Origin of the sequence: Azospirillum lipoferum, from assembly GCF_024170005.1 — a bacterium.
GTDB lineage: Bacteria > Pseudomonadota > Alphaproteobacteria > Azospirillales > Azospirillaceae > Azospirillum > Azospirillum lipoferum.
This window is the reverse complement of the sequence record NZ_JALJXJ010000004.1, coordinates 335,168-359,266: the sequence shown is the minus strand read 5'-3', so window position 1 is coordinate 359,266 and position 24,099 is coordinate 335,168. Positions and strand designations below refer to the sequence as shown.

At 68.9% G+C, this 24,099-nt stretch carries 19 protein-coding genes; 7 read left to right on the top strand and 12 right to left on the bottom strand.

The features are described from left to right. Position 1 precedes the first annotated feature (1 nt). Entirely contained in the window at positions 2 to 1,333 is a 1,332-nt protein-coding gene (locus J2848_RS11760) for a UDP-glucose dehydrogenase family protein (RefSeq protein WP_149231181.1), read from the top strand. Positions 1,334 to 1,371: 38 nt separating this feature from the next. Further along, a complete protein-coding gene (pgmG, locus tag J2848_RS11755) occupies positions 1,372 to 2,775 on the top strand; it encodes a phosphoglucomutase/phosphomannomutase PgmG (protein ID WP_149231180.1) in 1,404 nt (467 codons plus the stop codon). Positions 2,776 to 2,840: 65 nt separating this feature from the next. On the opposite strand, the gene J2848_RS11750 is transcribed toward pgmG, so the two are convergent. The 6 genes from J2848_RS11750 to gntR all read right to left on the bottom strand — a co-directional run bounded on the left by J2848_RS11750 (position 2,841) and on the right by gntR (position 12,528). Further along, entirely contained in the window at positions 2,841 to 3,968 is a 1,128-nt protein-coding gene (locus J2848_RS11750; protein ID WP_149231179.1) for an ABC transporter permease, read from the bottom strand. A gap of 3 nt (positions 3,969 to 3,971) precedes the next feature. Further along, entirely contained in the window at positions 3,972 to 6,824 is a 2,853-nt protein-coding gene (gene rbbA / locus J2848_RS11745; protein ID WP_149231178.1) for a ribosome-associated ATPase/putative transporter RbbA, read from the bottom strand. After that, positions 6,821 to 8,074: an HlyD family secretion protein gene (locus J2848_RS11740; RefSeq protein ID WP_246193818.1), complete on the bottom strand. Its 1,254-nt coding sequence runs from the start codon at positions 8,072 to 8,074 to the stop codon at positions 6,821 to 6,823. The genes rbbA and J2848_RS11740 overlap by 4 nt, the downstream gene beginning before the upstream one ends. Continuing rightward, a complete protein-coding gene (locus tag J2848_RS11735) occupies positions 8,071 to 9,678 on the bottom strand; it encodes an MBL fold metallo-hydrolase (RefSeq protein WP_149231177.1) in 1,608 nt (535 codons plus the stop codon). Before J2848_RS11735 ends, J2848_RS11740 begins: the two co-directional genes overlap by 4 nt. Before the next feature lie 163 nt (positions 9,679 to 9,841). Then, complete coding sequence (locus J2848_RS11730; RefSeq protein WP_149231175.1) at positions 9,842 to 11,344, bottom strand: thymidine phosphorylase family protein; 1,503 nt, start codon at positions 11,342 to 11,344, stop codon at positions 9,842 to 9,844. Between the two features lie 119 nt (positions 11,345 to 11,463). Beyond that, positions 11,464 to 12,528, bottom strand: a complete 1,065-nt coding sequence (gene gntR / locus J2848_RS11725; protein WP_246193817.1) for an HTH-type transcriptional regulator GntR — start codon at positions 12,526 to 12,528, stop codon at positions 11,464 to 11,466. A 394-nt stretch (positions 12,529 to 12,922) separates the two neighbouring features. On the opposite strand from gntR, the gene J2848_RS11720 reads away from it, so the two are divergent. The 5 genes from J2848_RS11720 (at position 12,923) to J2848_RS11700 (ending at position 18,912) form a co-directional block, all read left to right on the top strand. Then, on the top strand, positions 12,923 to 13,564 hold the full coding sequence (locus tag J2848_RS11720; RefSeq protein ID WP_149231174.1) for a gluconokinase: 642 nt from the start codon (positions 12,923 to 12,925) through the stop codon (positions 13,562 to 13,564). Further along, positions 13,561 to 14,148: a TRAP transporter small permease gene (locus J2848_RS11715; RefSeq protein WP_149231173.1), complete on the top strand. Its 588-nt coding sequence runs from the start codon at positions 13,561 to 13,563 to the stop codon at positions 14,146 to 14,148. Before J2848_RS11720 ends, J2848_RS11715 begins: the two co-directional genes overlap by 4 nt. Before the next feature lie 39 nt (positions 14,149 to 14,187). Continuing rightward, a complete protein-coding gene (locus J2848_RS11710; RefSeq protein ID WP_149231172.1) occupies positions 14,188 to 15,465 on the top strand; it encodes a TRAP transporter large permease in 1,278 nt (425 codons plus the stop codon). A 49-nt stretch (positions 15,466 to 15,514) separates the two neighbouring features. Then, positions 15,515 to 16,522, top strand: a complete 1,008-nt coding sequence (locus J2848_RS11705; RefSeq protein ID WP_149231171.1) for a TRAP transporter substrate-binding protein — start codon at positions 15,515 to 15,517, stop codon at positions 16,520 to 16,522. A 305-nt stretch (positions 16,523 to 16,827) separates the two neighbouring features. Continuing rightward, positions 16,828 to 18,912 carry a methyl-accepting chemotaxis protein gene (locus J2848_RS11700; protein WP_149231170.1) on the top strand — a complete coding sequence of 695 codons (2,085 nt, stop codon included), beginning with the start codon at positions 16,828 to 16,830 and terminating at the stop codon, positions 18,910 to 18,912. A 41-nt stretch (positions 18,913 to 18,953) separates the two neighbouring features. Here J2848_RS11700 and pcaG read toward each other — a convergent pair whose 3' ends face one another. Genes pcaG through pcaF form a run of 6 tightly spaced genes read right to left on the bottom strand, consistent with a single transcriptional unit; the run spans position 18,954 to position 24,099 of the window. Further along, the gene (gene pcaG / locus J2848_RS11695; protein WP_149231169.1) at positions 18,954 to 19,511 is read right to left on the bottom strand and encodes a protocatechuate 3,4-dioxygenase subunit alpha; all 558 of its coding nucleotides are present in this window, start codon (positions 19,509 to 19,511) and stop codon (positions 18,954 to 18,956) included. 5 nt (positions 19,512 to 19,516) lie between these two features. Beyond that, entirely contained in the window at positions 19,517 to 20,239 is a 723-nt protein-coding gene (gene pcaH / locus J2848_RS11690) for a protocatechuate 3,4-dioxygenase subunit beta (protein ID WP_149231168.1), read from the bottom strand. A 24-nt stretch (positions 20,240 to 20,263) separates the two neighbouring features. Beyond that, positions 20,264 to 21,637 (bottom strand): 3-carboxy-cis,cis-muconate cycloisomerase, encoded by a 1,374-nt coding sequence (locus tag J2848_RS11685; protein WP_149231167.1) that lies wholly within the window; start codon positions 21,635 to 21,637, stop codon positions 20,264 to 20,266. Between the two features lie 18 nt (positions 21,638 to 21,655). After that, positions 21,656 to 22,054: a 4-carboxymuconolactone decarboxylase gene (gene pcaC, locus J2848_RS11680; RefSeq protein ID WP_149231166.1), complete on the bottom strand. Its 399-nt coding sequence runs from the start codon at positions 22,052 to 22,054 to the stop codon at positions 21,656 to 21,658. Further along, complete coding sequence (gene pcaD / locus J2848_RS11675; RefSeq protein ID WP_149231165.1) at positions 22,054 to 22,851, bottom strand: 3-oxoadipate enol-lactonase; 798 nt, start codon at positions 22,849 to 22,851, stop codon at positions 22,054 to 22,056. Before pcaD ends, pcaC begins: the two co-directional genes overlap by 1 nt. Positions 22,852 to 22,899: 48 nt before the next feature. Further along, positions 22,900 to 24,099, bottom strand: coding sequence for a 3-oxoadipyl-CoA thiolase (pcaF, locus tag J2848_RS11670; RefSeq protein WP_149231164.1), 1,200 nt, complete (start codon positions 24,097 to 24,099; stop codon positions 22,900 to 22,902).

Sequence of the window (24,099 nt, the reverse complement as noted above, 5' to 3'; positions counted from 1 at the left end):
GATGCGCATTGCGATGATCGGCACGGGCTATGTCGGCCTGGTCTCCGGCGCCTGCTTTTCGGAATTCGGCGTGCACGTCACTTGCGTTGACAAGGACGCCGGCAAGATCGAGCGGTTGAGGAACGGCGAGATTCCGATCTTTGAGCCCGGCCTGGACGACCTCGTCGCCCGCAACGTCGCCGCCGGCCGCCTGTCCTTCACCATGGACCTGAAGGAGGCGATGCAGGGCGTCGACGCCGTGTTCATCGCGGTCGGCACCCCGTCGCGCCGCGGCGACGGCCATGCCGACCTGTCCTACGTCTATGGCGCCGCCGAGGAGATCGCCCAGCATCTCGACCACTACACGGTGGTGGTGACCAAGTCGACCGTGCCGGTCGGGACCGGCCGCGAGGTCGAGGCGATCATCCGCCGCGTCCGCCCCGACGCCGAGTTCGACGTCGCCTCCAACCCGGAATTCCTGCGCGAAGGCTCGGCCATCGGCGACTTCATGCGGCCCGACCGCGTCGTCATCGGCGCCACCTCCGACCGTGCCGGCGAGGTGATGCGCCGGCTCTACCGGCCGCTCTACCTGATCGAGACGCCGATCGTGGTGACCTCGCTGGAGACGGCGGAGCTGACCAAATACGCCGCCAACACCTTCCTGGCCGCCAAGATCACCTTCATCAACGAGATCGCCGACCTCTGCGAGAAGGTGGGCGCCAACGTCCATGACGTCGCCCGCGGCATCGGTCTGGACGGCCGCATCGGCAAGAAGTTCCTGCACCCCGGTCCGGGCTATGGCGGGTCCTGCTTCCCGAAGGACACGCTGGCGCTGGTCCGCACCGCCCAGCAGGTCGGCAGCCCGCTGCGCATCATCGAGACGGTGGTGGACATCAACGACAAGCGCAAGAAGCAGATGGCCGAGCGCATCATCGCCGCCTGCGGCGGGACGGTGGACGGCAAGACCGTCGCGGTGCTGGGCGTCGCCTTCAAGCCGAACACCGACGACATGCGCGACAGCCCGTCGCTGGACATCGTCCCGGCCTTGCAGGCGGCGGGAGCCCATGTGCGCGCCTTCGATCCGGCGGCGATGCACGAGGCCGAAAAGCTGCTTCCCGGCGTGGAATGGGCCAAGGACGCCTACGGCACCTTGGAAGGGGCCGATTGCGTCGCTATTCTCACGGAGTGGAACGAATTCCGCGCGCTCGACCTGCGTCGGGTCAAGTCGATGCTGAAGCGGCCGGTGATGATCGACCTGCGCAACATCTACAACCCCGAGGACATGGCGAAGGCCGGCTTCACCTATACCTCCATCGGCCGGCCGTCGCCGGCCGGCGGGATGGACCGCGGCTAAGGTCCAAAGACGGCGTCCAACAGAGGACTAACGAGACTATGAGCGAAGCCCATACCTTCCACCCCACGGTGCTGCGCGAGTACGACATCCGCGGCATCGTCGGCAAGACGCTGACCCCCGCCGACGCCCGCGCGGTCGGCCGCTCCTTCGGCACCGTGGTGGTGCGCAAGGGCGGCAAGACGGTCTGCGTCGGCTATGACGGCCGTCTGTCCTCGCCGGAACTGGAGGAGGCGCTGGTCGAGGGGCTGGTTTCCACCGGCCTGCACGTCCTGCGCATCGGGCTCGGCCCCACGCCGATGCTGTATTTCGCCACCCGCGACCGCGAGGCGGCGGCCGGTATCATGATCACCGGCTCGCACAACCCGCCGGACTACAACGGCATCAAGATGATGCTGGGCAAGGGGCCGGTCTATGGCCAGCAGATCCTGGAACTCGGCACCATGGCGGCCAAGGCCGACTGGGAGCAGGGCCAGGGCTCGTCGGAGAAGATCGACGTCCAGGACGAATACGTCACCCGCCTGCTGAAGGACTATGACGGCACCCGCGACCTGAAGATCGCCTGGGACGCCGGCAACGGCGCGTCGGGCGAGATCCTGCGCCGCCTGACCGCCAAGCTGCCGGGCAAGCATGTCCTGCTGTTCGACGACATCGACGGCAATTTCCCCAACCACCATCCGGACCCGACGGTCGAGGCCAACCTCGTCGACCTGAAGAAGGCGGTGGCGGAGCATGGCTGCGACATCGGCATCGGTTTCGACGGTGACGGCGACCGCATCGGCGCCATCGACCACAAGGGCCGCGTGGTGTGGGGTGACCAGCTGGTGGCGCTCTATGCCGCCGACGTGCTGAAGAGCCATCCGGGCGCCACCATCATCGCCGACGTCAAGGCCAGCCAGGCCCTGTTCGACGAGATCGCCAAGCATGGCGGCAACCCGCTGATGTGGAAGACCGGCCACTCGCTCTTGAAGGCCAAGATGGCCGAGACCGGCTCGCCGCTGGCCGGCGAGATGTCGGGCCACATCTTCTTCGCCGACAAGTGGTACGGCTTCGACGACGCGCTCTATTGCGGCGTGCGGCTGGTCGGGCTGGTCAGCAAGCTGGACACCACGCTGGCGGCCCTGCGCGACGGGCTGCCGGACATGGTCAACACGCCGGAGACCCGTTTCCAGATCGACGAGGAACGCAAGTTCGCCGTGGTCGAGGAGGTCAAGGGCCGGGTCAAGGCGTCGGGCGCCAAGGTCAACGACATCGACGGCGTCCGCGTGACGACCGACGACGGCTGGTGGCTGCTGCGCGCGTCCAACACCCAGGACGTGCTGGTGGCCCGCGCCGAGTCCTACAGCCCGGAAGGGCTGGAGCGGCTGAAGGGCGCGCTGATCGAGCAGCTGGTGGCCTCCGGGCTGAGCGCTCCGTCCTTCGAGGGCGGCGGGTCGGCGCACTGACGGGTCGGCGTACTGATCTGTGCGAATGGGAAAGGCGCCGTCGAAGGACGGCGCCTTTCTCCGTTTTATCTGAAACTCGCCAGATGGCGTCTGAACCTTGCCAGGCTCCAGGCGAAGAACAGAGCGCCGATTCCGGCCGTCGCCGCGAACCTGGGCCACACCACGTCGAAGCCGGCGCCGCGGAACAGGATCGCCTGGGCGAAGGCGACGAAATGGGTGGAGGGTGACAGCTGCATTGCCATCTGCAGCCACTCCGGCTCGCTTTCCAGCGGGGTGAAGCCGCCGGACAGCATGTTCATCGGCAGCACGATCAGGATGAACAGCAGGCCCAGCTGCGGCATCGAGCGCGCCACCGTGCCGAGGAAGATGCCGAGCGCGGTCGCGAAGAACAGGTAGAGCGCCGTGCCCGCCAGGAACAGTGGGACCGAGCCGGCCAGCGGCACCGACAACAGGCCGCGCAGCACGGCATAGAGCGCCACCAGCGTCAGCACCAGAATCACCGCACCGTTCGCCAGCACCTTGGCGGCCATGATCTCGGCCGGGCGGACCGGCATCACCAGCAGATGTTCCAGCGTGCCGTGTTCGCGCTCGCGGATCAGGGCGGCGCCGGCCAGCAGCACCGCCAGCATGGTGACGTTGCTGACCACCGCCATGGTGCCGGTGAACCACTTCGTATCCAGCGCCTCATTGTAAGCGACGCGGACTTGCAGGCTGACCGGGGCGGCGCTGCCATCGGCCTCGTGGCGGACGAAGCGGCCGACCTCGTCGTCGACGATGCCCTGGATGGTGCCGGCGCCGATGCCGGCCTGCATCATCGCGGTGGCGTCGATCAGCAGCTGGATCGCCGGGCTGCGGCCGGCCAGCACGTCGGCCTGGAAATCGGGCGGGATGTCGAGGACGAAGGTGTAGCGGGCGGAATCCATCGCCGGATCGACCTCGGCATGGCCGATCATCGCCGGGGTCTGGAACTCCGGCCCGTGGAAGCTGGAGGCCAGCCGCTGCGACAGGGTCGAACGGTCCTCGTCGACGATGGCGATGGCGGCGTTGCGCAGCTCGTGCGAGATGCCGGTGGCCTGGCTGTAGACGGAAAAAGTGAAGGAGTAGACGACGAAGCCCAGCATGAAGGCGTCGCGCAGCAGGCTGATCCACTCCTTGCGCGCCAGGGTCAGGCTGTTGCGGAGGAAGCGCTGCATGGCTCAGCGCTCCTGTTTCGGCAGGAAGGCGACGCCGAGCGCCAGGAAGACCGGGATGAAGGCGGCGGTCGCCAGGATGAAGGGGATGAGTTCGGGCAGGGCGAGGCCCTTGGTGAAGGCGCCGACCGAGAGTTTCAGGAAATGGGTGGTCGGGAACAGCGTGCCGAACAGCCACGCCCCGCCTTCCAGGGTGGAGACCGGTTGCAGCATGCCGGAGAACTGGGTGGCCGGCAGCATGGTGAGGATGGCGGTGCCGAACACCGCCGCCGTCTGGGTCGCGGTGAAGACGGAGATCAGCAGTCCCAAGGCCGTGGTCGCCACCACATAGACCAGCCCGCCGAGCAGCAACCCCAACAGGCTGCCCTTCACCGGCACGCCGAACAGGGTGACGGCCATCACGACCATCAGCAACAGGTTGAAGGCGGCGAGCGCGATATAGGGCAGTTGCTTGCCCAGCAGGAATTCCAGCCGGGTCACCGGGGTGACGTAGAGATTGGTGATCGAGCCGAGTTCCTTCTCCCGCACCACGCCGAGGGCGGCGAGGATGGCAGGGATGAAGACCAGCAGCAGGCCGATGGTGGCGGGGACCATGGCATCCAGGCTGCGGAAGGCTTGGTTGTACCGGTAACGCATCTCCAGGGTGGCGGGGGAAGCGGGCAGGGTGATGCCGGAGGCGGTGGCGGCATCCTGGATGAAGCGCTGGTGCAGGCCGGAGACATAGCCCTGGATGGTCTCCGCCCGGAAAGGCATGGCGCCGTCGATGCGCACCGCCACCTCCGGGATGCGGCCACGGCGGAGGTCGCGGCCGAAGCCTTCGGGGATTTCGATGGTCAGCGACGCCTTGCCGCGTTGCAGGCGGAGTGCCAGATCGCGGGCGTCGATGGCTGGCGGGGTGGCACGGAAGCTGCGGGAGCCGTCGAACTGCTCGACATAGGCGCGGCTTTCCGGCGAGCGGTCGTGGTCGAGCACGGCAAAGGTCAGGTTCTCCACATCCATGGTGATGCCGAAGCCGAAGACCAGCATGAGCAGCACCGTGCCGAGCAGGGCGACGGTGAGGCGGACGGGATCGCGGCGGAGTTCGAGGGTTTCGCGCCATGCGTAGGCGAGCAGGCGGCGGCGGGAGAGGGGGAGATTCCCGGTGCTGGATCCCCTCTCCCCCCCGGGGGGGAGAGGGTTAGGGTGAGGGGGGAGCGTGGCGAGGATTCTCGGGGCAGTCACGCGGTGCGTCCCCCTCACCCCGACCTTCTCCCCGCTTTCAGCGGACCTTTGGTCCGCCTGTCGCGTCAGCGCAAGCTTCGTTTGCGCGAGAGCGGGGGGGAGAGGGAGATTCTCCGCCTGTTCCATGAACCCGATGAAGGCGTCGTCCAGGCTGTCGGCCTGCTGCTGGCGGCGCAGTTCGTCGGGCGGGCCGGCGGCGATGACGCGGCCGGCGTTCATGAAGGCCACACGGTCGCAGCGCGCCGCCTCGTTCATGAAGTGGGTGGAGACGAAGATCGTCACCCCCTGGTCGCGCGACAGGGCTATCAGGTCGCGCCAGAACTGGTCGCGCGCCACCGGATCGACGCCGGAGGTCGGCTCGTCGAGGATCAGCAGCTCCGGCCCGTGCAGGATGGCAACGGCCAGCGACAGCCGTTGCCGTACGCCGAGCGGCAGGCGGTCGGCAACCGCGTCGACGTAGGGCGACAGGCCGAAACGCTCGACCAGCGCCGCCAGCCGGGTATCGGCGTCGGCAAGGTCGAACAGCCGGGCGTGCAGGTCGAGGTTCTGGCGAACCGTCAGCTCGCCATAGAGCGAGAAGGCCTGCGCCATGTAGCCGACGCGGCGGCGGCTTTCCAGGTCGCCGGCGTCCACCGGCCGGCCGAACAGCCGCGCCTCGCCGGCGCTGGCGGGCAGCAGGCCGGTCAGCATCTTCATCGTTGTGGTCTTGCCGCAGCCGTTGGAGCCGAGGAAACCGAAGATCTCGCCCCGACCGATGCGGAAGCTGATGTCCGACACCGCGGTGAAATCGCCGAAGCGGCGGGTCAGGCCGATGGCCTCGATGGCGGGTTCGGCGCCGTCCGGCTCTGGCCGGCGGGGCGGGACGGTCAAGCGCTGATGGCCGTGCCGGGCCTCCTCCGGCAGCAGGGCGACGAAGGCCTCCTCCAGATCGGCGGCGCCGGTGCGCGCCTTCACCGCGGCGGCGGTGTCGTGGGCCAGCAGGCGGCCGGCGTTCATCATGACGACTTGGTCGAAACGCTCCGCCTCGTCCATGTAGGAGGTGGCGACCAGAACGGTCATGCCGGGGCGGCCGGCGCGGATGCGGGCAATCAGGTCCCAGAACTGCCGGCGGGAGAGCGGATCGACGCCGGTCGTCGGTTCGTCGAGGATCAGCAGGTCGGGGTCGTGCAGCAGGGCGCAGCACAGGCCGAGCTTCTGCTTCATGCCGCCCGACAGCTTGCCGGCCGGGCGGTCGGGGAAGGGGGCGAGGCCGGTGGACTCCAGCAGGTCGGCGATGCGGCGCCGGCGCTCGGCGGCGTCGAGGCCGAAGAGGCGACCGAAGAACTGGAGGTTTTCAGCGACGCTGAGGTCTGCATAGAGGTTGCGGCCGAGACCCTGCGGCATATAGGCGATGCGCGGTTGGAGCGCGGCGCGGCCATGCCGGTCGGCGACGTCGGTGCCGAGAACGCGGACGCTGCCCTGCTGGATGCGTTTGGCGGTGGAGATCAGGCCGAGCAGGGTCGATTTGCCGACGCCGTCGGGGCCGATGACGGCGACGCTGACACCGGCGGCGATGTCGAGCGAGGCGTTCTCCAGCGCCACCGTCCCGCCATAGCGGTGCCGCACGCCCGACAGCGAGACGGCGGGGGCGGGAGTCATGATAATGCCCTCTCCCGCCCCGGGAGAGGGAGGGGACCCGCCGAAGGCGGGGAGGGTGAGGGGTGTTCCAAGCATCCCGAACCGCATGGCCCCGAACCACGTGGCGCCGTGCCCAACCCCTCACCCTTCCCACCGCTTTGCGGCGGGCCCCTTCCCTCTCCCGGGGCGGGAGAGGGAGGCATTCTGGCAAAATCACGCGGTGCATCCCCCTCACCCCGGCCCTCTCCCCGGGGGGGAGAGGGAGTATTCCCGGGGGAAGAAGTCGTCTCCCGCGTCAGTTTCGATTCCAACCAGTCGGGCCACACCGCCTTGTCGTCCAGCTTCACATAGGCCATGCCGGTCAGGCCGGTCTTCACCCGCTCGACGTAGCGGGTCACCAGTGCCTCCGGCACGCGGGCCTTGACGCGGAACATCATGCGGTCGCGTTCGGACTTGGTCTCCACCTGCTTGGGCGTGAACTGGGCGCGCGGGGCGACGAAGGTGACGGCGGCGGGGATCGCGGTGTCGGGCACAGCGTCCAGCAGGATGCGGGCTTCGGCGCCCAGCGCCAGATTTCCCGCCATGTCGGTCGGCAGGAAGAAGGTCATGTACACATTCGACAGGTCGAGCAGCGTCGCCGCCTTGCCACCGGCCGCCAGCACCTCGCCGGGTTCGGACAGGCGGTAGAGCACGCGCGACTTGCGCGGTGCCTTCAGCACGCCGTCGGCGACCAGATCGGTCAGGCGGTCGACGTCGCCGGCCGCGGCGGCGATCGCCTCTTCGGCGCTGGCGAGGTGGCTCTTGGCGGCTTCCAGAGCGGCATCGGCGGTGCGGCGGCTGTTGCGGGCCTGATCGACGCGCTGTTCGGCGACATGGCCCTTGCCGAACAGGATCAGCGCCCGCTCCATCTCCTTGGCGGCGAAATCGGCCTCGCTGACGCGCTGGGCGACCAGGGCGTTCGCTTCCTCCCGGCTGCTGCGGGTCTGGCGCAGCTGGGCCTCGGCGGAGCGGAGCTGGGCCTCCAGGTCGCGGGTGTCCAGCGTGGCGATGACGGCGCCGGCTTCCACCAGATCGCCCTCCTGCACCGGAATGGTCAGGACGCGGGCGGCATATTTGGTGGCGATGTCGATCTCGTTCGCCTCGATCCGGCCATTGCCGGAGGCGAAGCCGGCAGGCAGGCGGTTGCCCTGCATCGCCCGCCAGCCATAGGCGGCCCCGGCGCCGAGCAGCGCCAGCAGGGCGACGGCGATGAGAAGGCGCTTGATGCTCATGGCTGGGTTCCTTTCCCGGCTTTCTCGTTATCGTCCAGTGCGTCTATGACCCCGGCCAGGATGCGTTCGCGCGCCGCGTCGTCGGGGGCGGCGTCCAGCGTGCGACGGAGCGCCAGCAGCGCCTCGGCATAGTGGTTGTGCCAGTCGAGGCCGGCGGCGAGGTCGGCCGGGGCGAGGCGCGGATGGCGGTCGGCCGGAGCCAGCGGGCGCGGGGCGGCGAGGTCGACGCGGTCGTCCAGCGCCGGCTGGGCGATGCGCTCCGCCGACCAGCCCTTGTCGAGCAGCGCCTGCCGGATGGCGGCGCGGGCGGGTTCCTCGCCATGGACCAGGAACAGGCCATGGCCGACGCCATGGCGGGCCGCCACCCAGTCCAGTAGGGCGCTGCGGTCGGCATGGCCGGAATAGACGTCGATGGAGCGGACCTTCGCCCTGATGGCGATCTCCTCGCCGTGGATGCGGACGCGGGATGCCCCCTCCTGCAACAGGCGGCCGAGCGTGCCGGGGGCCTGATAGCCGACCAGCAGCACGGTGTCCTGCGGGCGCCACAGGCGGTTCTTCAGGTGATGGCGGATGCGGCCGGCATCGCACATGCCGCTGGCCGCCATGATGATGGCGCCGCCGGCGATGCTGTTGAGGCGCTGGCTGTCCGGCACGCCGCGGACATGGTGGAAATTGGCGCGGGTGAAGGGATCGCCGTCGGTCTCCAGATCGGCGAGATGGCGGCGGAAGACGCCGGTCACAGCGTCGGCCAGGGGGGAGTCGAGGAAGACATCCACCGCCGGCAGCTGGCCGCTGTCGAACAGGCGGTCGAGGTCGTAGAGCAGTTCCTGCGTCCGCTCCACCGCGAAGACCGGGATCAGCAGGACGCCGCCGGCCGCCAGAGCCGCGGACACCTCGGCGCGCAGCACCGCCTGCCGGCCGGCCTCATCCAGGTCGGTGCGGTCGCGGTCGCCGTAGGTGGTCTCCAGCACCATCCAGTCCGGCCGCTCCGGACCGTCGGCATCGGCGTGGAAGCTCTTGCCGCCGGGGCCGAGGTCGCCGGAGAACAGGATGCGGGTGGGGTCACCGGTCCCATTAGAGACTTCGACTTCGATGGAGGCGGAGCCCAGGATATGGCCGGCCTGCCAGAAGCGGGCGCGCAGGCCCGGCAGGATCTCGGTCCAGCGGTCGTATTCGACGTGACGCAGCCGGCGCAGGCTGCGGATGGCGTCGTCCTGGGTATAGATCGCCTGGACCGGCGGTCGGCCGCGCTGGCGGTTGCGGCGGTTGAGGCGCTCGACCTCGCCCTCCTGGATGTAGCCGCTGTCGGGCAGCATGTATTCCAGCAGGTCCACCGTGCCGCCGGTGGCGTAGATGCGACCGCGGAAGCCGAGGCGCGTCAGCTTGGGCAGCAGTCCGGAATGGTCAATGTGGGCGTGGGTCAGCAGGACGGCCTTGATCGCGGCCGGATCGAAGGGGAAGGGGCGGTAGTTCAGTTCCCGGATCGTCTTGGTGCCCTGGAACATGCCGCAATCGATCAGCACGTCGCCTTCGGGCGTGGAGAGGCGGAAGCAGGAACCGGTCACCGTTCCGGCGGCGCCATGGAAGGTCAGCGACAGGGACATTGGTCGGCTCCTTCTTGAATATCCCCTCTCCCCCCGGGGAGAGGGTCAGGGTGAGGGGGAACCGCTTCGTGGATCTCTTCGGCTACGCCGAACCCCCTCATCCCGACCTTCTCCCCAGGGGGGAGAAGGAGACTGGTTCTTGCTCACCTCACCTCACCTCACCTCACGCCACCGCCACCCCGCTGTTTTCCGCCGCAAAGGCCTGGGCGAAGGTGAAGTCGGCGTTGGTGCTGGCGTGGATGCGGTAGAGCGGCTCGCCCCGGCGCACGCGCTCGCCCACCTTGCGCAGCAGGTCGATGCCGGCGCCCTTGTCGGTGGGGGCACCGGCCAGCCGGGCGATGCGGGCGAGGCGGTAGCAGTCGAGCGACGACACCACCCCGTCGGCCGGTGACGCGACCTCCGCCACCAGGGAGCCGAGAGCCGCGACGGCGGGCGGCGGCCCCTGCATCGCGATGATGTGTTCCATGGCGGCCAGCGCGGCACCCGACTCCAGCAGGTCGCGCGCCCGGCGGTTGCCGCTGCCGCCGCGGACGGCGGGGTCGAATTCCAGGATGCGGCCGGCCAGCAGCAGGGCGCGTTCCTTGAGGTCGGCGGGGCCGGCGGGGGCGTTGCGCAGCACCGCCATCACGTCGCGCGCCTCCAGCACCGGGCCGATACCGCGCCCGACCGGCTGCGAACCATCGGTGATCGCCACCTCCAGCGTCAGGCCGAGCCGGTCGCCGACATGCTCGAACAGCTTGCGCAGGCGCACCGCTTCGCTCGCGGTGCGGATCTTGGCGCTGGGGCCGACGGGGATGTCGATCAGAAGATGGGTGGAGCCGGCCGCCACCTTCTTCGACAGGATGGAGGCGACCAGCTGTTCGCGGGTGTCGATGGCGAGCGGCCGTTCGACCGAGATCAGGATGTCGTCGGCCGGCGACAGCCGGACATGGCCGCCCCAGACCAGACAACCCTTCGCCTCGCGCACCAGGGCCTGCATGCGCTCCACCGGCACGTCGACATTCGCCAGCACCTCCATGGTGTCGGCGGTGCCGGCGGGCGAGGTGATGGCGCGCGACGAGGTCTTGGGGATCGGCAGGCCATGGGCGGCGACGATCGGCACCACGATCATTGAGGTGCGGTTGCCGGGGATGCCGCCGATGCAGTGCTTGTCGGCGATGGTGCCGCCGCTGACGCCATTAAGGCCCTCCCACTGGAGGCGGGTGCCGGCGGCGATCATCGCGCGGGTCAGGCCCAGCACCTCCGCCGTCGTCATGAAGCTGGCGCAGGCGATCAGGAAGGCGGCGATCTCGATCTTGGAATAGCGCTGGTCGGTGACGTCGCGGATGATGGCGGCCAATTGGTCGTCGGTCAGGGCCGCACCGCCGACCTTGGCGCGCACCAGCTCGAAGCTTTCCGGCGGGGTGGGCGGGACGAGATGGACGGCGGAGCCCTCGGCCAGACCGAGCTGGCCGAAGGCGGGATCGGACAGGCCGATCTCGTCGGGGGCGACGATGGCGGGGTCGTCGACGATGTTCAGCACCGCCAGCAGGGAGCGGCCGTCGTTCCGCACCTCCACCCGGCCCAGCCCGAGGAAATCCTCGACATGGTAGCGGGTGCAGCGGCGGTTGAGGAAGGCGACGTTCTCCCGGACGGTGTCGATCGCCAGATGTCGAAGCGTCAGCATGCGGACAGTCTACGCCCGGCCCGGCCGGTCAGCGTCGCCGAGCCTGCGCGTCAGCCATGCCCGTGCTTACGCCTTGCGGTTGATCCGGATCATTGGCCGGGCGGAGGGGATGTGCTCCCTCACGTGCTTTCCCGCGCGATGAAGGTCAGGCCGAGGTCGAGGCGGCGTTGTGGCGGGTCCTTGCCGTCCATCAGGTCGAGCAGCATCGCCGCGGCATGGCGGCCGATGGCGTAGCGTGGGGTGGCGATGGTGGTCAGGGTCGGCGTGGTCCAGGCCGAGGCCGGCAGGTCGTTGAAGCCGGCGATGGCGAGCTGCTGCGGCACGCGGATGCCGCGGCGCTGGCACTGGAACAGGGCGCCCTGGGCAAGGTCGTCGTTGCAGAAGAAGACGGCGTCGCAGTCGCTGTTCTCCGCCATCAGCCGGTCGATCATCGCCGCACCGAGCTGGATCGAGGACCGGTCGGGCAGGCGCCAGACGCGCTTTTCGTCATAGAGCCCGGCCTCCTCCAGCGCGTGGCGGTAGCCGTCGAGGCGGGACAGGGTGCGGGGGTCGAGCTGCACGGCGACGAAGCCGATGCGGCGGTAGCCGCGCGCCAGCAGGTGGGTGGTCATCAGCCGGCCGCCCTCCTCCTGCGAACAGCCGACGCTGAGGCTGTCGGGGTCGTCCAGCAACTCCATCATGTGGACGGTCGGGCTGGACAGCGCCGACAGGTAGGTGCGGGCGACGGCGGTGTGGTCGGTGCCGGTCAGCAGCAGCCCGTCGGGCTGGAACTGGAGGTAGGTGCGGATCAGCCGCTCCTCCTCCTCCGGGGAATAATGGGTGACGCCGATCAGGGCGCGGTAGCCGCGCGGCAGAAGCATGTCGTGGATGCCGGCCAGCGTCTCGACGAAGACCATGTTGGTCATCGACGGAATCAGCACCGCCACCGTCATCGAGCGCGCCGACGCCAGGGCGCTGGCCGCCTGATTCGGCACGTAGCCCATCGACTGCGCGATGTCGAGGATGCGCTGGCGAAGCTGCGGCGCCACCAGCTCCGGCCGCTTGAAGGCGCGCGACACGGTGATGGCGCTGATGCCCACGCGTTCCGCCACGTCCGCCATCGTCGCGCGGCCGGTGCGCGAGGAGCGCGGCTTGCGCGTCTTGACCGCCGAAGGTGCAGCCCGATCATCGCCATGCGTCGTCACAGGGTAGGTGTCCTTCCGATTCCGGCCCCCGCGGCCGGGAAGCGCGCGGGAGGGCCGGGTGGTAGTGTGTAGCACGGCCGGCCGGAGCCGCCAGTTCCGCAGAGCCCTTATCCGCGGAGCCGTTGTCCGCAGGCCCTGTGTCCTCTGCCTGCCGCGCCCGCGGGCAAGTTTGTCAGTCTCTCAAACAAATCTCTTTACGGGCATCGAGGTTAGCGCTAACAGTAGCGGCATCCCGTCTCGACGTCATCCGTACATACCGGCTCCCGTGGCTGCGGACACCGGCTGATCGTAACCGAGGCGACTGATATATGACAGCGCTAACATAAGCCCTTGCATGGCCCGCCGCGATCCGTCGCGGACGTGGCCCTGCACCGGAAAGCGGGAACACAGGCTCATGAACGGTCCCCCCATCGCGCCGCCACTTCCTGAAACCGCCATTCGAGCGTCTACCCTGCCGCCGGTCGTCGTGGTGATGGGGGTGGCCGGTTGCGGCAAGTCCAGTGTCGGCCAGACCCTGGCGCTGGCGCTGGGCCTTGGCTTCATCGAGGGCGATGCCCACCACCCGCCCGCCAACATCGCCAAGATGTCGTCCGGCATTCCGCTGAACGACGGGGACCGCGACGGCTGGCTGGGCACGCTGGCCGGTTTCATCGCCGAGGCGGACCGCGACGGGCGCGGGCTGGTGGTCGCCTGTTCGGCGCTGAAGCGGCGCTACCGCGACCGGTTGCGCGGCGGCTGCAAACGGGTGATCTTTCTGCATCTGCACGGCGACAAGGCGCTGATCGTGTCGCGCATGGGGGCGCGGACCGCTCATTTCATGCCGACGGCCCTGATCGACAGCCAGTTCGCCGACCTTGAGACGCCGGGCGCCGACGAGGCGGTCCTGTCCTATGAGGTGACGATGCCGGCCGCGGCGATCGTCGCCGACGCCTGTGCCCGCCTGACCGGCGGCGAAGCCGATAAAACAAGCTCTTATAATGGCGGCTCCGCCGCCGGGCCAAATGTTGGCGGTGAAGCCGCCGGGAGGAACGCATGAGGAGCGTGGCGGATCTGCTGGAGCGGATCACCGAATGGATCATGGCGGCGATGCTGGCGATCATGGTCGGTCTCGTCTTCAGCAACGTCGTCCTGCGGTACATCTTCAGCAGCGGCATCGTCGCGGCTGAGGAGATCGCGCGGCTGATGTTCGTCTGGCTGGTGTTCCTGGGCGCCACCGTGGCGCTGCGCCACCAGCGCCATCTCGGGCTGGAGATCCTGCAAAGCCGGCTGCCGTTCAAGGTGCGCCGGGCCTGCGCGGTGATCTCGCACCTGATGATCCTCTACGCGCTCTATCTGTTCGTGCAGGGCAGCTGGATTCAGCTGCTGATCGGCATGGAGACCTTCTCCACCGTCCTGCGCTTCCCGATGGCGATCTACGCCGCGGCCGGCTTCTTCCCGGCCATCGCCATGACGCTGATCGTGCTGGCGAACCTGTGGCGGATCGTCACCAACCAGCCCGGCGCCCGCATCCCCGGCGACCCGGACACGATGATGGACCATCCGGAATCGCACGGTCCCGCCGTGGCGCCGCCTGCGCCCGGCAGCCATCCCGGCGCCGCCCCCGCCGCCGTCAAGCACTGAGCCAAGCCCGGAAGACCTTTTGCGGACGGAGACGCCGCCATGACGCTCACCATTTTCCTGGGCTCGCTGTTCGGCTTCATGCTGCTCGGCATGCCCATCGCCTTCGCGCTGATGCTGACCGGCGTCGCGCTGATGGTCCATCTCGACTTCTTCGACGCCCAGCTGGTCGCCCAGAACATGCTGAACGGCGCCGACAACTATCCGCTGATGGCGGTGCCCTTCTTCATCCTGGCCGGCGAGCTGATGAATGCCGGCGGCATCTCGCAACGCATCATCAACCTGGCGGTCAGCCTGGTCGGCCACATCAAGGGCGGGCTTGGATACGTCACCATCGGCGCGTCGGTGATGCTGGCCAGCCTGTCGGGATCCGCCATCGCCGACACGGCCGCACTCGCCACGCTGCTGATCCCGATGATGCGCGACCACGGTTATCCGGTGCCGCGCGCGGCGGGCCTGATCGCGTCGGGCGGCATCATCGCCCCGATCATCCCGCCCAGCATGCCCTTCATCATCTTCGGCGTGACCACCAACACCTCGATCAGCGCGCTGTTCATGGGCGGCATCGTCCCCGGCCTGCTGATGGGGCTGGGCCTGATCGGCGCCTGGGTCTTCGTCGTCCGCGACATGACGGTGAAGCTGCAGCCGAAGGCGAGCGGGCGGGAGCGGGTGAAGGCGCTGACCGACGGCGTCTGGGCGCTGGCCCTGCCGGTCATCATCATCGGCGGCCTGCGCGGCGGCATCTTCACGCCGACCGAGGCCGCGGTGGTCGCCGCCGTCTATTCGCTGCTGGTGGCGCTGTTCGTCTACCGGCAGGTGACGCTGCCGCAGCTGGTGCCGCTGCTGGTCCAGGCGGCGCGCACCACCAGCACGGTGATGTTCCTGTGCGCCGCGGCGCTGGTGTCGTCCTACATGGTGACGCTGGCCGACCTGCCGCAGCAGATGACCGAGCTGCTGGCCCCGCTGATGAGCCATCCGAAGATGCTGATGCTGGCCATCGCCCTGCTTCTGCTGGCCGTCGGCACGGTGATGGACCTGACGCCGACCATCCTGGTGCTGGGTCCGGTGCTGACCCCGCTGGCGATCAAGGCCGGCATCGACCCGACCTATTTCGGCGTGATGTTCGTGCTGATCGGCACGCTGGGGCTGATCCATCCGCCGGTCTGCACGGTGCTGAACGTGGTGTGCGGCGTCGCCCGCATCTCGCTGGAAAGCGCCACCAAGGGCATCTGGCCCTTCCTGTTGACCTACATCGTGCTGGTGGGGCTGCTGATCGCCGTGCCGGAGATCATCACCGTGCCGCTGCACATCTTCCACTGACGCCTGACAAAACCAACCAAACACCAGACGGTTAAGGGAGACCGACACCATGTTCCGCAAACTGCTTCTCGCCACCGGCATCGCCGCCGCCCTGCTGGCCCCGGTCGCCGCTTCCGCCCAGGACGTCAAGTCCCGCATCATCCGCTTCGGCTACGGCCTGTCGGAGAGCAGCAACCAGGGCCGCGCCGTCAAGTTCTTCTCCGAAGAAGTCTCCAAGCGCAGCGGCGGCAAGCTGAAGGTGAAGGGCTTCGGCGACAGCAGCCTGGGCAGCGACATGCAGATGCAGAACACCCTGATCGGCGGCGCGCAGGAGATGATGGTGGGCTCCACCGCCACCCTGGTCGGCGTGGTCAAGGATTTCGGCGTCTATGACCTGCCCTTCCTGTTCAACAACGAGAAGGAGGCCGATGCCGTCCTGGATGGCCCGTTCGGCGAGAAGCTGATGAAGTCGCTGAGCGACAAGGGGCTGGTCGGGCTGGTCTATTGGGAGAACGGCTTCCGCAACCTGACCAACAGCAAGCGGCCGATCACCAAGGTCGAGGACATGGGCGGCATCAAGCTGCGCGTGATGCAGAACCCGGTCTACATCGACATGTTCAACCGCTTCGGCGCCAACGCGGTGCCGTTGGCCTTCTCCGAACTGTTCACGGCGATGGAGACCGGCACGGTCGACGGCCAGGAGAACCCGGTCACCACCATCCAGTCGTCCAAGTTCTATGAAGTGCAGAAGTACCTGACGATTTCCCGCCACGTGTACAGCCCGTGGATCATGATGGCCAGCAAGCGCTGGTGGGATGGCCTGTCGGCGGACGAGAAGAAGATCCTGCAGGAGGCCGCCGTCGCCTCGCGCGACTTCGAGCGCAAGGACAGCCGCGAGGCCTCGGCACAGAGCGTGGCCTATCTGAAGGAAAAGGGCATGCAGATCAACGAGCTGAGCCCGGCCGAGCTGGAGCGCATGCGCGAGATGGTCAAGCCGGCCTTCGACAAGTACGCCGCCGACGGCGGTGCCGAGGTGCTGAAGGACCTGCAGGCTGCCATCGCCGCCGCCCGCAAGTAACCGCGGCGGCGCAGGCCGGAGTGATGCAAGGGGGTGGGCCGGGGGGTGGGCCGGGCAGCCGGTCCGCCCCCTTTGTTTTTATGATCTTCCAGTGAGGGTTGTATGTATCGGAACGATTCGCAAATTTGTCCTTAAGTATGGTTTGCGGATGCGGGTATGAGTGCTTGGTCGGGTTTTGAGAAGCGCTCTCATTAACTGTTGGCTTGGCAGATATATTAGATTTCAATTTACTCGAATTTAACAGAACCGCGAGACAATCGGTCCGGGTGTCGTCCCGTCATTCGGGCATGTCGCGGGGTGTTTCGATGTTCAAGAAACTGCCTTTGGTGACCAAGCTGGTGCTTGCGATCGGCTTTGTTCTCCTGGTTGGATTGGGTTTGGGCACGGTGGTGATTTCTGCCAAGAGTGGGGCGGATACCGACGCGCTGTCCTTCGAGGTCGGAGAGGAACTGGGCAAGTTTCACGCCGCCACCGTCGAACGGCGGCTGAACGAGGCGATGAACATCAGCCGCCATGTGAGCACCACCCTGCTCGCCCTGAAGCGCCAGGGAATTGTCGATCGCGACAAGGTGAGCGCGTGGCTGAAAAGCCTGCTGATCGCCGATCCCAAGCTGCTGGGTGTCTGGGTGGGCATGGAGCCGAACGCCCTCGACGGCCGGGACAAGGACTTCGTAAACGCCCCCACCGGAGACTCCACCGGGCGGTTCATACCCTACTGGAACAGGGTCGGCGACAAGATCAATTATCAGCCGCTGTCCCATTATGAAAGCTCCGGCCCCGACGGCTTTTACTATACCGAAGCCAAACGCACGAAGCGTGAAGTCATCGTCGAGCCTTATTCCTATCTCGTCGCCGGTAAAAATGTTCTGATGGTGTCGCTTGTCGTTCCGATCATGGAAGACGGCAAGGTCATCGGCGTTGCCGGCGTGGACATCGCCAACGACGAAATCTGGAACGAGCTGAAATCGGCGAAGCCATTCGGAACGGGCTCCGTCTTCCTGATCTCCAACGGCGGCGCGTGGGCGGCCTACAGCAACCCCGACCATCTGGGCAAGCCGATCCTGGAGACCAACGCCCGGCTGAAGGACGCCATGCCCGCCATCCGCGAGGGCCGGACCTTCGCCCATTTCTCGGTGTCGGCCAGCCTGAAGACCGAGGTGAAGCAGCTGTTCAAGCCGGTCGTCATCGACGGCACGGGGACGCCCTGGTCGATCCTGGTCAACCTGCCGATCAATCAGGTCGAGGTGCCGAAGCAGGAATTGCGCACCTTCATCGCGGTGGGGGCGGTCCTGCTGACCCTCGGGCTTCTGCTGGCGCTGTGGCTGACCAGCCGCATGGTGGTCGGGCAGCCGCTGCGCCGGATCGTCGCCACCATCCAGGCGTTGACCGCCGGGCGGCGCGACGTGGAGGTGGCCGACCGCGACCGCGCCGACGAGATCGGCGCCATCAACCAGGCGCTCCAGCTGTTCAAGGAGAATGCCGGCCGCGTCGCCGAGATGGAGGAGCAGCGCCGCCTGGACGAGCAGCGCGCCGCCGAACAGCGCAGGCAGGAACTGGCCCGGCTGGCGGACCGCTTCGAAGGCTCGGTCGGCGACGTGGTCGCCAATGTGGCCCGGCAGGCCGAGGCGATCCGCACCGATTCGGAAGGGCTGTCGGCCATCGCCGAGCAGACCAACGCCCAGGCCGCGGCGGTCGCCAGCGCCGCCGACGTCGCCAGCGGCAACGTGCAGACGGTGGCCGCCGCGGCGGAGGAGCTGTCCCACTCCATCGAGGAGATCAACCAGCGCATCGCCGCCTCCTCCCGCATGGCCAACGACGCGGTGGGGGAGGTCGAGAAGACCAACGGCACCGTCGCCGGTCTGGCCGAAGCGGCGCAGAAGATCGGCGAGGTGGTGAACCTGATCCAGTCGATCGCCGGCCAGACCAACCTGCTGGCGCTGAACGCCACCATCGAGGCGGCGCGGGCGGGGGAGGCTGGCAAGGGCTTCGCCGTGGTGGCGCAGGAGGTGAAGAACCTCGCCAGCCAGACCGCCAAGGCGACGGAGGAGATCGCCGCCCAGATCGCCGAGATCCAGGCGGTCAGCGGCAACGCCGTCGGCGCCATCCAGGCCATCGGCCGCACCATCCTGGGCATCAGCGAGACGGTCACCGCCGTCGCCGCCGCCGCGGAGGAGCAGGGGGCGGCGACCCGCGAGATCAGCCGCAACGTCCAGCAGGCCGCCGCCGGCACCCGCGAAGTGTCGACCAACATCGACGGCGTCACCCGCGCCGCCGGCGAGACCGGCAGCATGGCCTCCCAGGCCCGCGCGGCGGCCGACACGCTGTCGCACCAGTCGGCGCAGCTGCGCAGCGAAGTGCAGCGCTTCGTGGCGACGATCCGGGAGGGCTGAGAGGGTGGGGGAGCCGTCGGCCGACGGCTCCCCCGCCGGTTTCAACAGTCGAAGAACACCGTCTCGGCTTCGCCCTGGACATGGATGTCGAAGCGGTAGACCACCCCGCCCGGCACCTCGGCACGCTGTGCGATCAGGGTGTCGCGGCGGTCGGCGGGGACGCTCGCCAGAACCGGGTCGGCCTCGTTCGCCGCGGCCTCGTCGGAGAAATGCAGGCGGGTGAAGGCGTGGCTCAGCATGCCGCGGGCGAACACCGTCACCGCGATGTGCGGGGCGTGGCCGGGATCGCAGGCGCCGGGCTTCACCGTGTCGAAGAAGTAATAGCCGGCGTCGTTGGTGCCGCAGCGGCCGAAGCCGGCGGCACCGGGGGCGTGCCTGCCGTCGGCGCCGGCCTGCCAGATCTCCACCACGCAGTCGCGGATCGGGGCACCCTCGCCGTCATAGACCACGCCTTCGATGCGGATGTGCTCGCCAGGGGTGTCGCGGCTGGCCAGCCGGTTGGTCGCCAGCGGGCGACGGCCGTAGAGTTCCGGCGTCCAGGCATAGGCGAAATAGGGGCCGACGGTCTGGGACGGGGTCTGTTTCAACGTTTGGCTCATGACGGTCAGCCCTCCATCGGCGTGGCTTGGCGTCCGCGCAGGACGATGTCGAACTCATAGCCGAGCGCCCACACCGGCTCGGTCACGTCGATGGAGAAGCGGGAGATCAGCAGCTCGCGGGCCCCCTCCGGCACCCCGTTGTAGATGGGGTCGAGCGGCAGCAGCGGATCGCCGGGGAAATACATCTGGGTGACCAGCCGGGTCAGGAAGGACGGCCCGAACAGTGAGAAATGGATGTGCGCCGGCCGCCAGGCATTGTGGTGGTTGCCCCAGGGATAGGCGCCGGGCTTGATCGTGGTGAAGCGGTAGCGGCCCTCGGCATCGGTGATGCATCGGCCGGCGCCGAAGAAGTTGGGGTCGAGCGGCGCGTCGTGCTGGTCCCAGCGGTGGACGTAGCGGCCGCAGGCATTGGCCTGCCAGATCTCCAGCAGCGTGTGCGGCACCGGCCGGCCGCTCTCGTCCAGCACGCGGCCGGTGACGATGATGCGCTCGCCGATCGGCTCGCCGTTGACGCGGCCGTTCTTCGTCAGGTCGCCGTCCAGCGCATCGACGCTGTCATGGCCGAACACCGGGCCGGTGCGGACCGACAGTCCCTGCTTCATCGGGATCAGCGGCTTGCGCGGCGAGCGCAGCACCGTCGATTTGTAGAGCGGCGACAGGTAGGGCGGGTGTTGCGCCCAATCGCGGGGGCCGAAATCGCCCTCCGGCTCGGGAACGGCTGTGTCCATCTCGGGAGTCCTCCTTGGCGGCGGTCAGTTCTGCTGACGCTGTTGGGATCTGTGGTCGTCCAATACGCGGTCAATGAAATGGGCCGCTGCGCCGGTGTAGCGCAGCGGATCGAACAGGCGGTCGAGCGCCTCGGCACCCAGCGCCTGCATCACCTCGGCATCCTCGGCCAGCACGTCGCGCAGCGGGCGGGCGGCTTTGGCGGCGTGGCGGCTGGCCTCGGCGACGCGGGAATGGGCGGCCATGCGGCCCATGCGGTCGCCCAGCGCCATGGTCACCGCCTCCGCCAGGATCAGGCCGCGGGTCAGGTCGAGGTTGGCACGCATGCGTTCCGCATCGACGGTCAGGCCGGCGACGGTCTCGCGGGCATGGCGGGCGGCGCCGGCGACGAGGCGGCAGAGGTCGGGCAGCGCCTGCCACTCGGCATGCCAGCCGCCGAGGCCGCGCTCATGCTCCTGCACCTGCGCCGCCAGCAGCCCGCCGACCAGGGCCGGGGCTCGGATGGCGGTGGAGAGCAGGACGGCGCAGGACACCGGGTTGCGCTTGTGCGGCATGGTGGAGGAACCGCCGCGGCCGGGGGCGGCGGGCTCGAAGGCTTCGGCGACCTCCATCTGCATCATCAGCGAGATGTCGCGGCCGAGCGTGCCGAGCGTGCCGGCGAGGATGCCGAGGGCAGAGGCCAGTTCGGTGACGCGGTCGCGGCTGGCGTGCCAGGGCAGGGCGGGCAGGGGGAGGTCCAGCTCCTTCGCCAGGGCCTCCGCCACCGCCGGGCCGGCGTCGCCCAGTGCCGCCAGCGTGCCGGCGGCGCCGCCGAATTGCAGGGCGATGCGCTTGCTGGCGGCGGCGATGCGCTGGCGGTCGCGGCCCAGCGCGTCGAGCCAGCCGGCGGCCTTCAGCCCGAAGGTGGTCGGCAGGGCGTGTTGCAGCCAAGTCCGGGCGACCATCGGGGTGGCACGGTGGCGGTCGGCAAGCTCGGCCAGACCACCGGCGAGCGCCGCCAGATCGGCGTCGAGCCCGTCGAGGAAGCGGCGCAGTTGCAGCATCAGGCCGCTGTCCATGGCGTCCTGGCTGGTGGCGCCCCAATGGACGTAGCGGGAGGACTCCTCGTCGGCGGCCTTCACCGTACGGGTCAGGTGCTTGACCATCGGGATGGCGGTGTTGCCGGCCAGCGCCGCCTCCGCCCCCAACGCGTCGAGGTCGTAGAGGTCGGCCTTGCAGGCCGCCTCGATGGCCGGGACGGCATGGGTGGGGATGACGCCGACCGCCGCCTCCGCCCGCGCCAGGGCCGCCTCGAACTCCAGCATGGCTTGCAGCCTTGCCGTCGGCGAGAAGGCATCGGCCGCCGCGTCGCTGGTGAAGAGCGGGTCGAGCAGCGGGTCGGCGTGGTGGAGGACGGTCATGCTGTTCACCCCAACTTGTCAGCCCTTTCGGGCGTCCTCTTCGTCCATCTCGGCATAGACGGCGCGGGCCAGCGCGATGGCGTGGTTGGCGGCCGGGACGCCGGCATAGACGGCGGCCTGCATCAGGATTTCCTTCACCTCGTCGCGGGTGACGCCGGTGTTGCGGGTGGCGCGGATGTGCAGCTTCAGCTCGCCGTCCTTGCCGAGTGCGGCCAGCATGCCGATGGTCAGCATGCTGCGCGTCCGGATGTCGAGGCCCGGCCGGGTCCAGATCTGGCCCCAGGCGGTCTTGGTGATGAACTCCTGGAAATCGGCGTCGAAGTCGGTGGCCCGCTCCAGCGAGCGGTCGACATGGGCGTCGCCGAGGACCGAACGGCGCACCACCATGCCGCGGTCGTACAGATCCTTATCGTCCATTACAGAGTCCTCAGGAAGCTGTCGATCAGGGCGGCCAGCTCGGTCGGCTTCTCGACGCCGGGGATGTGGGCGGCGCCGGGCAGCAGCTCGAACCGGGCGCCGGGGATGCCGGCGGCCAGCTCGCGCGCGACCTCGGGCGGGGTCGCCACGTCCTCCGCGCCGCAGATCACCAGGGTGGGCGCGGTAATGGCGGCGTTGGCGGCGCGCAGGTCGGCGTCGCGGATCGCCATGGAACAGCCGACATAGCCGTCCTCGGTGGTGCGGGCGACCATGGCGGTGTAGCCGCGGATCTGGTCGGGGCGGCTTTCGCGGAATCCTTGCGTGAACCAGCGCGCCATCACCCCGTCGGCGATGGCGCCCATGCCGCGGGCGCGGATGGCGGCGATGCGGTCGGCCCAGATCGAGGGCGGGCCGATCATGCCGGCGGTGTCGCACAGGATCAGGCCATGCACGCGGGCCGGCGCCTTGACGGCGAGGCGCTGCGCCATCATGCCGCCGATCGACAGGCCGCAGACATGGGCCCGCGCGATGCCCAGCGAGTCGAGCAGGCCGGCGGCGTCGTCGGCGAGCAGGTCCATGCTGTAGCCGGCCTCCTCCGTGACCGGCGTCACCTGGGTCAGGCCGTGGCCGCGCATGTCGTAGCGCAGCACGCGGTAGCGTTGCGACAGGTGCGGCACCACGGCATCCCAGATCTGGAAGCTGGTACCGATGGAGTTGGCGAACAGCAGCACCGGCGCCCCGGCCGGGCCGGTCAGGTCATAGTGCTGGGTGATGCCGGCGGCTTCGATGAAGGGCATTGGGTCTGCCTTCGCTTGTTGTTGGGCTGGCGCGGTTGGCTTCCGACGCTACACCCGCTCGATCATCACCGCGATGCCCTGACCGACGCCGATGCACATGGTGCAGAGCGCGGTCCGGCCGCCGGACTGTTCGAGCTGGTAGAGCGCGGTGGTCGCCAGACGGGCGCCGCTCATGCCCAGCGGGTGGCCGAGCGCGATGCCGCCGCCGTTCGGGTTCACATGCGCGGCGTCATCCGGCAGGCCAAGCTCGCGCAGGACGGCCAGCGCCTGGGCGGCGAAGGCCTCGTTCAGTTCGACCAGATCGATGTCGGCGATGGTCCGGCCGAGCCGTTCCAGCAGCTTGCGGGTGGCGGGCACCGGGCCGATGCCCATCACGCGGGGCGGGACGCCGGCGGTGGCGCCGCCGACAATGCGGGCGCGCGGGGTCAGACCGAACCGCTTCACCGCCGCTTCCGACGCGATCAGCAGCGCGGCGGCACCGTCATTGACGCCCGAGGCATTGCCGGCGGTGATCGTGCCGCCGGGGCGGACGATCGGCTTCAGCGCCGACAGCGCCTCCAGCGTGGTGGCGCGGGGATGCTCGTCGGTGGTCACCACCGTCTCGCCCTTGCGGGTCCTGATGGTGATGGGGACGATCTCGCGGGCGAGGCTGCCGTCAGCGATGGCGCGGGCGGCGCGTTCCTGGCTGCGCAGGGCGAAGGCGTCCTGATCGGCTCGGGAGACCTTCCAGTCGTCGGCGACGTTTTCCGCCGTCTCCGGCATCGAATCGACGCCGTAGGCCGCCTTCATCGCCGGGTTGACGAAGCGCCAGCCGATGGTGGTGTCGAAGATCTCGGCCTGACGGGAGAAGGGGGCGTCGGCCTTGCCCATGACGAAGGGGGCGCGGCTCATGCTTTCCACGCCGCCGGCGATCATCAGCTCGGCCTCGCCCGCCTTGACGGCGCGGGCGGCGGTGGCGACGGCGTCGAGGCCGGAGCCGCAGAGCCGGTTCATCGTCGTGCCCGGCACCGCGTCGGGCAGGCCCGCCAGCAGGGCCGACATGCGGGCGACGTTGCGGTTGTCCTCGCCGGCCTGATTGGCGCAGCCATAGATGACGTCGTCCACCGCGGCCCAGTCGACCGAGGGATTCCGCTGCATCAGCGCGCGGATCGGCACGGCGCCGAGATCGTCGGCGCGCACCGACGACAGGGATCCTGCATAGCGGCCGATGGGGGTGCGGATGGCGTCGCAGATGTAGGCTTCGGTCAT

Coding starts and splice junctions, on each gene's coding strand:
- J2848_RS11760 (WP_149231181.1), top strand. CDS start 2: ATGCGCATTGCGATGATCGGCACGGGCTATGTCGGCCTGGTCTCCGGC.
- pgmG (WP_149231180.1), top strand. CDS start 1,372: ATGAGCGAAGCCCATACCTTCCACCCCACGGTGCTGCGCGAGTACGAC.
- J2848_RS11750 (WP_149231179.1), bottom strand. CDS start 3,968: ATGCAGCGCTTCCTCCGCAACAGCCTGACCCTGGCGCGCAAGGAGTGG.
- rbbA (WP_149231178.1), bottom strand. CDS start 6,824: ATGACTCCCGCCCCCGCCGTCTCGCTGTCGGGCGTGCGGCACCGCTAT.
- J2848_RS11740 (WP_246193818.1), bottom strand. CDS start 8,074: ATGAGCATCAAGCGCCTTCTCATCGCCGTCGCCCTGCTGGCGCTGCTC.
- J2848_RS11735 (WP_149231177.1), bottom strand. CDS start 9,678: ATGTCCCTGTCGCTGACCTTCCATGGCGCCGCCGGAACGGTGACCGGT.
- J2848_RS11730 (WP_149231175.1), bottom strand. CDS start 11,344: ATGCTGACGCTTCGACATCTGGCGATCGACACCGTCCGGGAGAACGTC.
- J2848_RS11720 (WP_149231174.1), top strand. CDS start 12,923: ATGAACGGTCCCCCCATCGCGCCGCCACTTCCTGAAACCGCCATTCGA.
- J2848_RS11715 (WP_149231173.1), top strand. CDS start 13,561: ATGAGGAGCGTGGCGGATCTGCTGGAGCGGATCACCGAATGGATCATG.
- J2848_RS11710 (WP_149231172.1), top strand. CDS start 14,188: ATGACGCTCACCATTTTCCTGGGCTCGCTGTTCGGCTTCATGCTGCTC.
- J2848_RS11705 (WP_149231171.1), top strand. CDS start 15,515: ATGTTCCGCAAACTGCTTCTCGCCACCGGCATCGCCGCCGCCCTGCTG.
- J2848_RS11700 (WP_149231170.1), top strand. CDS start 16,828: ATGTTCAAGAAACTGCCTTTGGTGACCAAGCTGGTGCTTGCGATCGGC.
- pcaG (WP_149231169.1), bottom strand. CDS start 19,511: ATGAGCCAAACGTTGAAACAGACCCCGTCCCAGACCGTCGGCCCCTAT.
- pcaH (WP_149231168.1), bottom strand. CDS start 20,239: ATGGACACAGCCGTTCCCGAGCCGGAGGGCGATTTCGGCCCCCGCGAT.
- J2848_RS11685 (WP_149231167.1), bottom strand. CDS start 21,637: ATGACCGTCCTCCACCACGCCGACCCGCTGCTCGACCCGCTCTTCACC.
- pcaC (WP_149231166.1), bottom strand. CDS start 22,054: ATGGACGATAAGGATCTGTACGACCGCGGCATGGTGGTGCGCCGTTCG.
- pcaD (WP_149231165.1), bottom strand. CDS start 22,851: ATGCCCTTCATCGAAGCCGCCGGCATCACCCAGCACTATGACCTGACC.
- pcaF (WP_149231164.1), bottom strand. CDS start 24,099: ATGACCGAAGCCTACATCTGCGACGCCATCCGCACCCCCATCGGCCGC.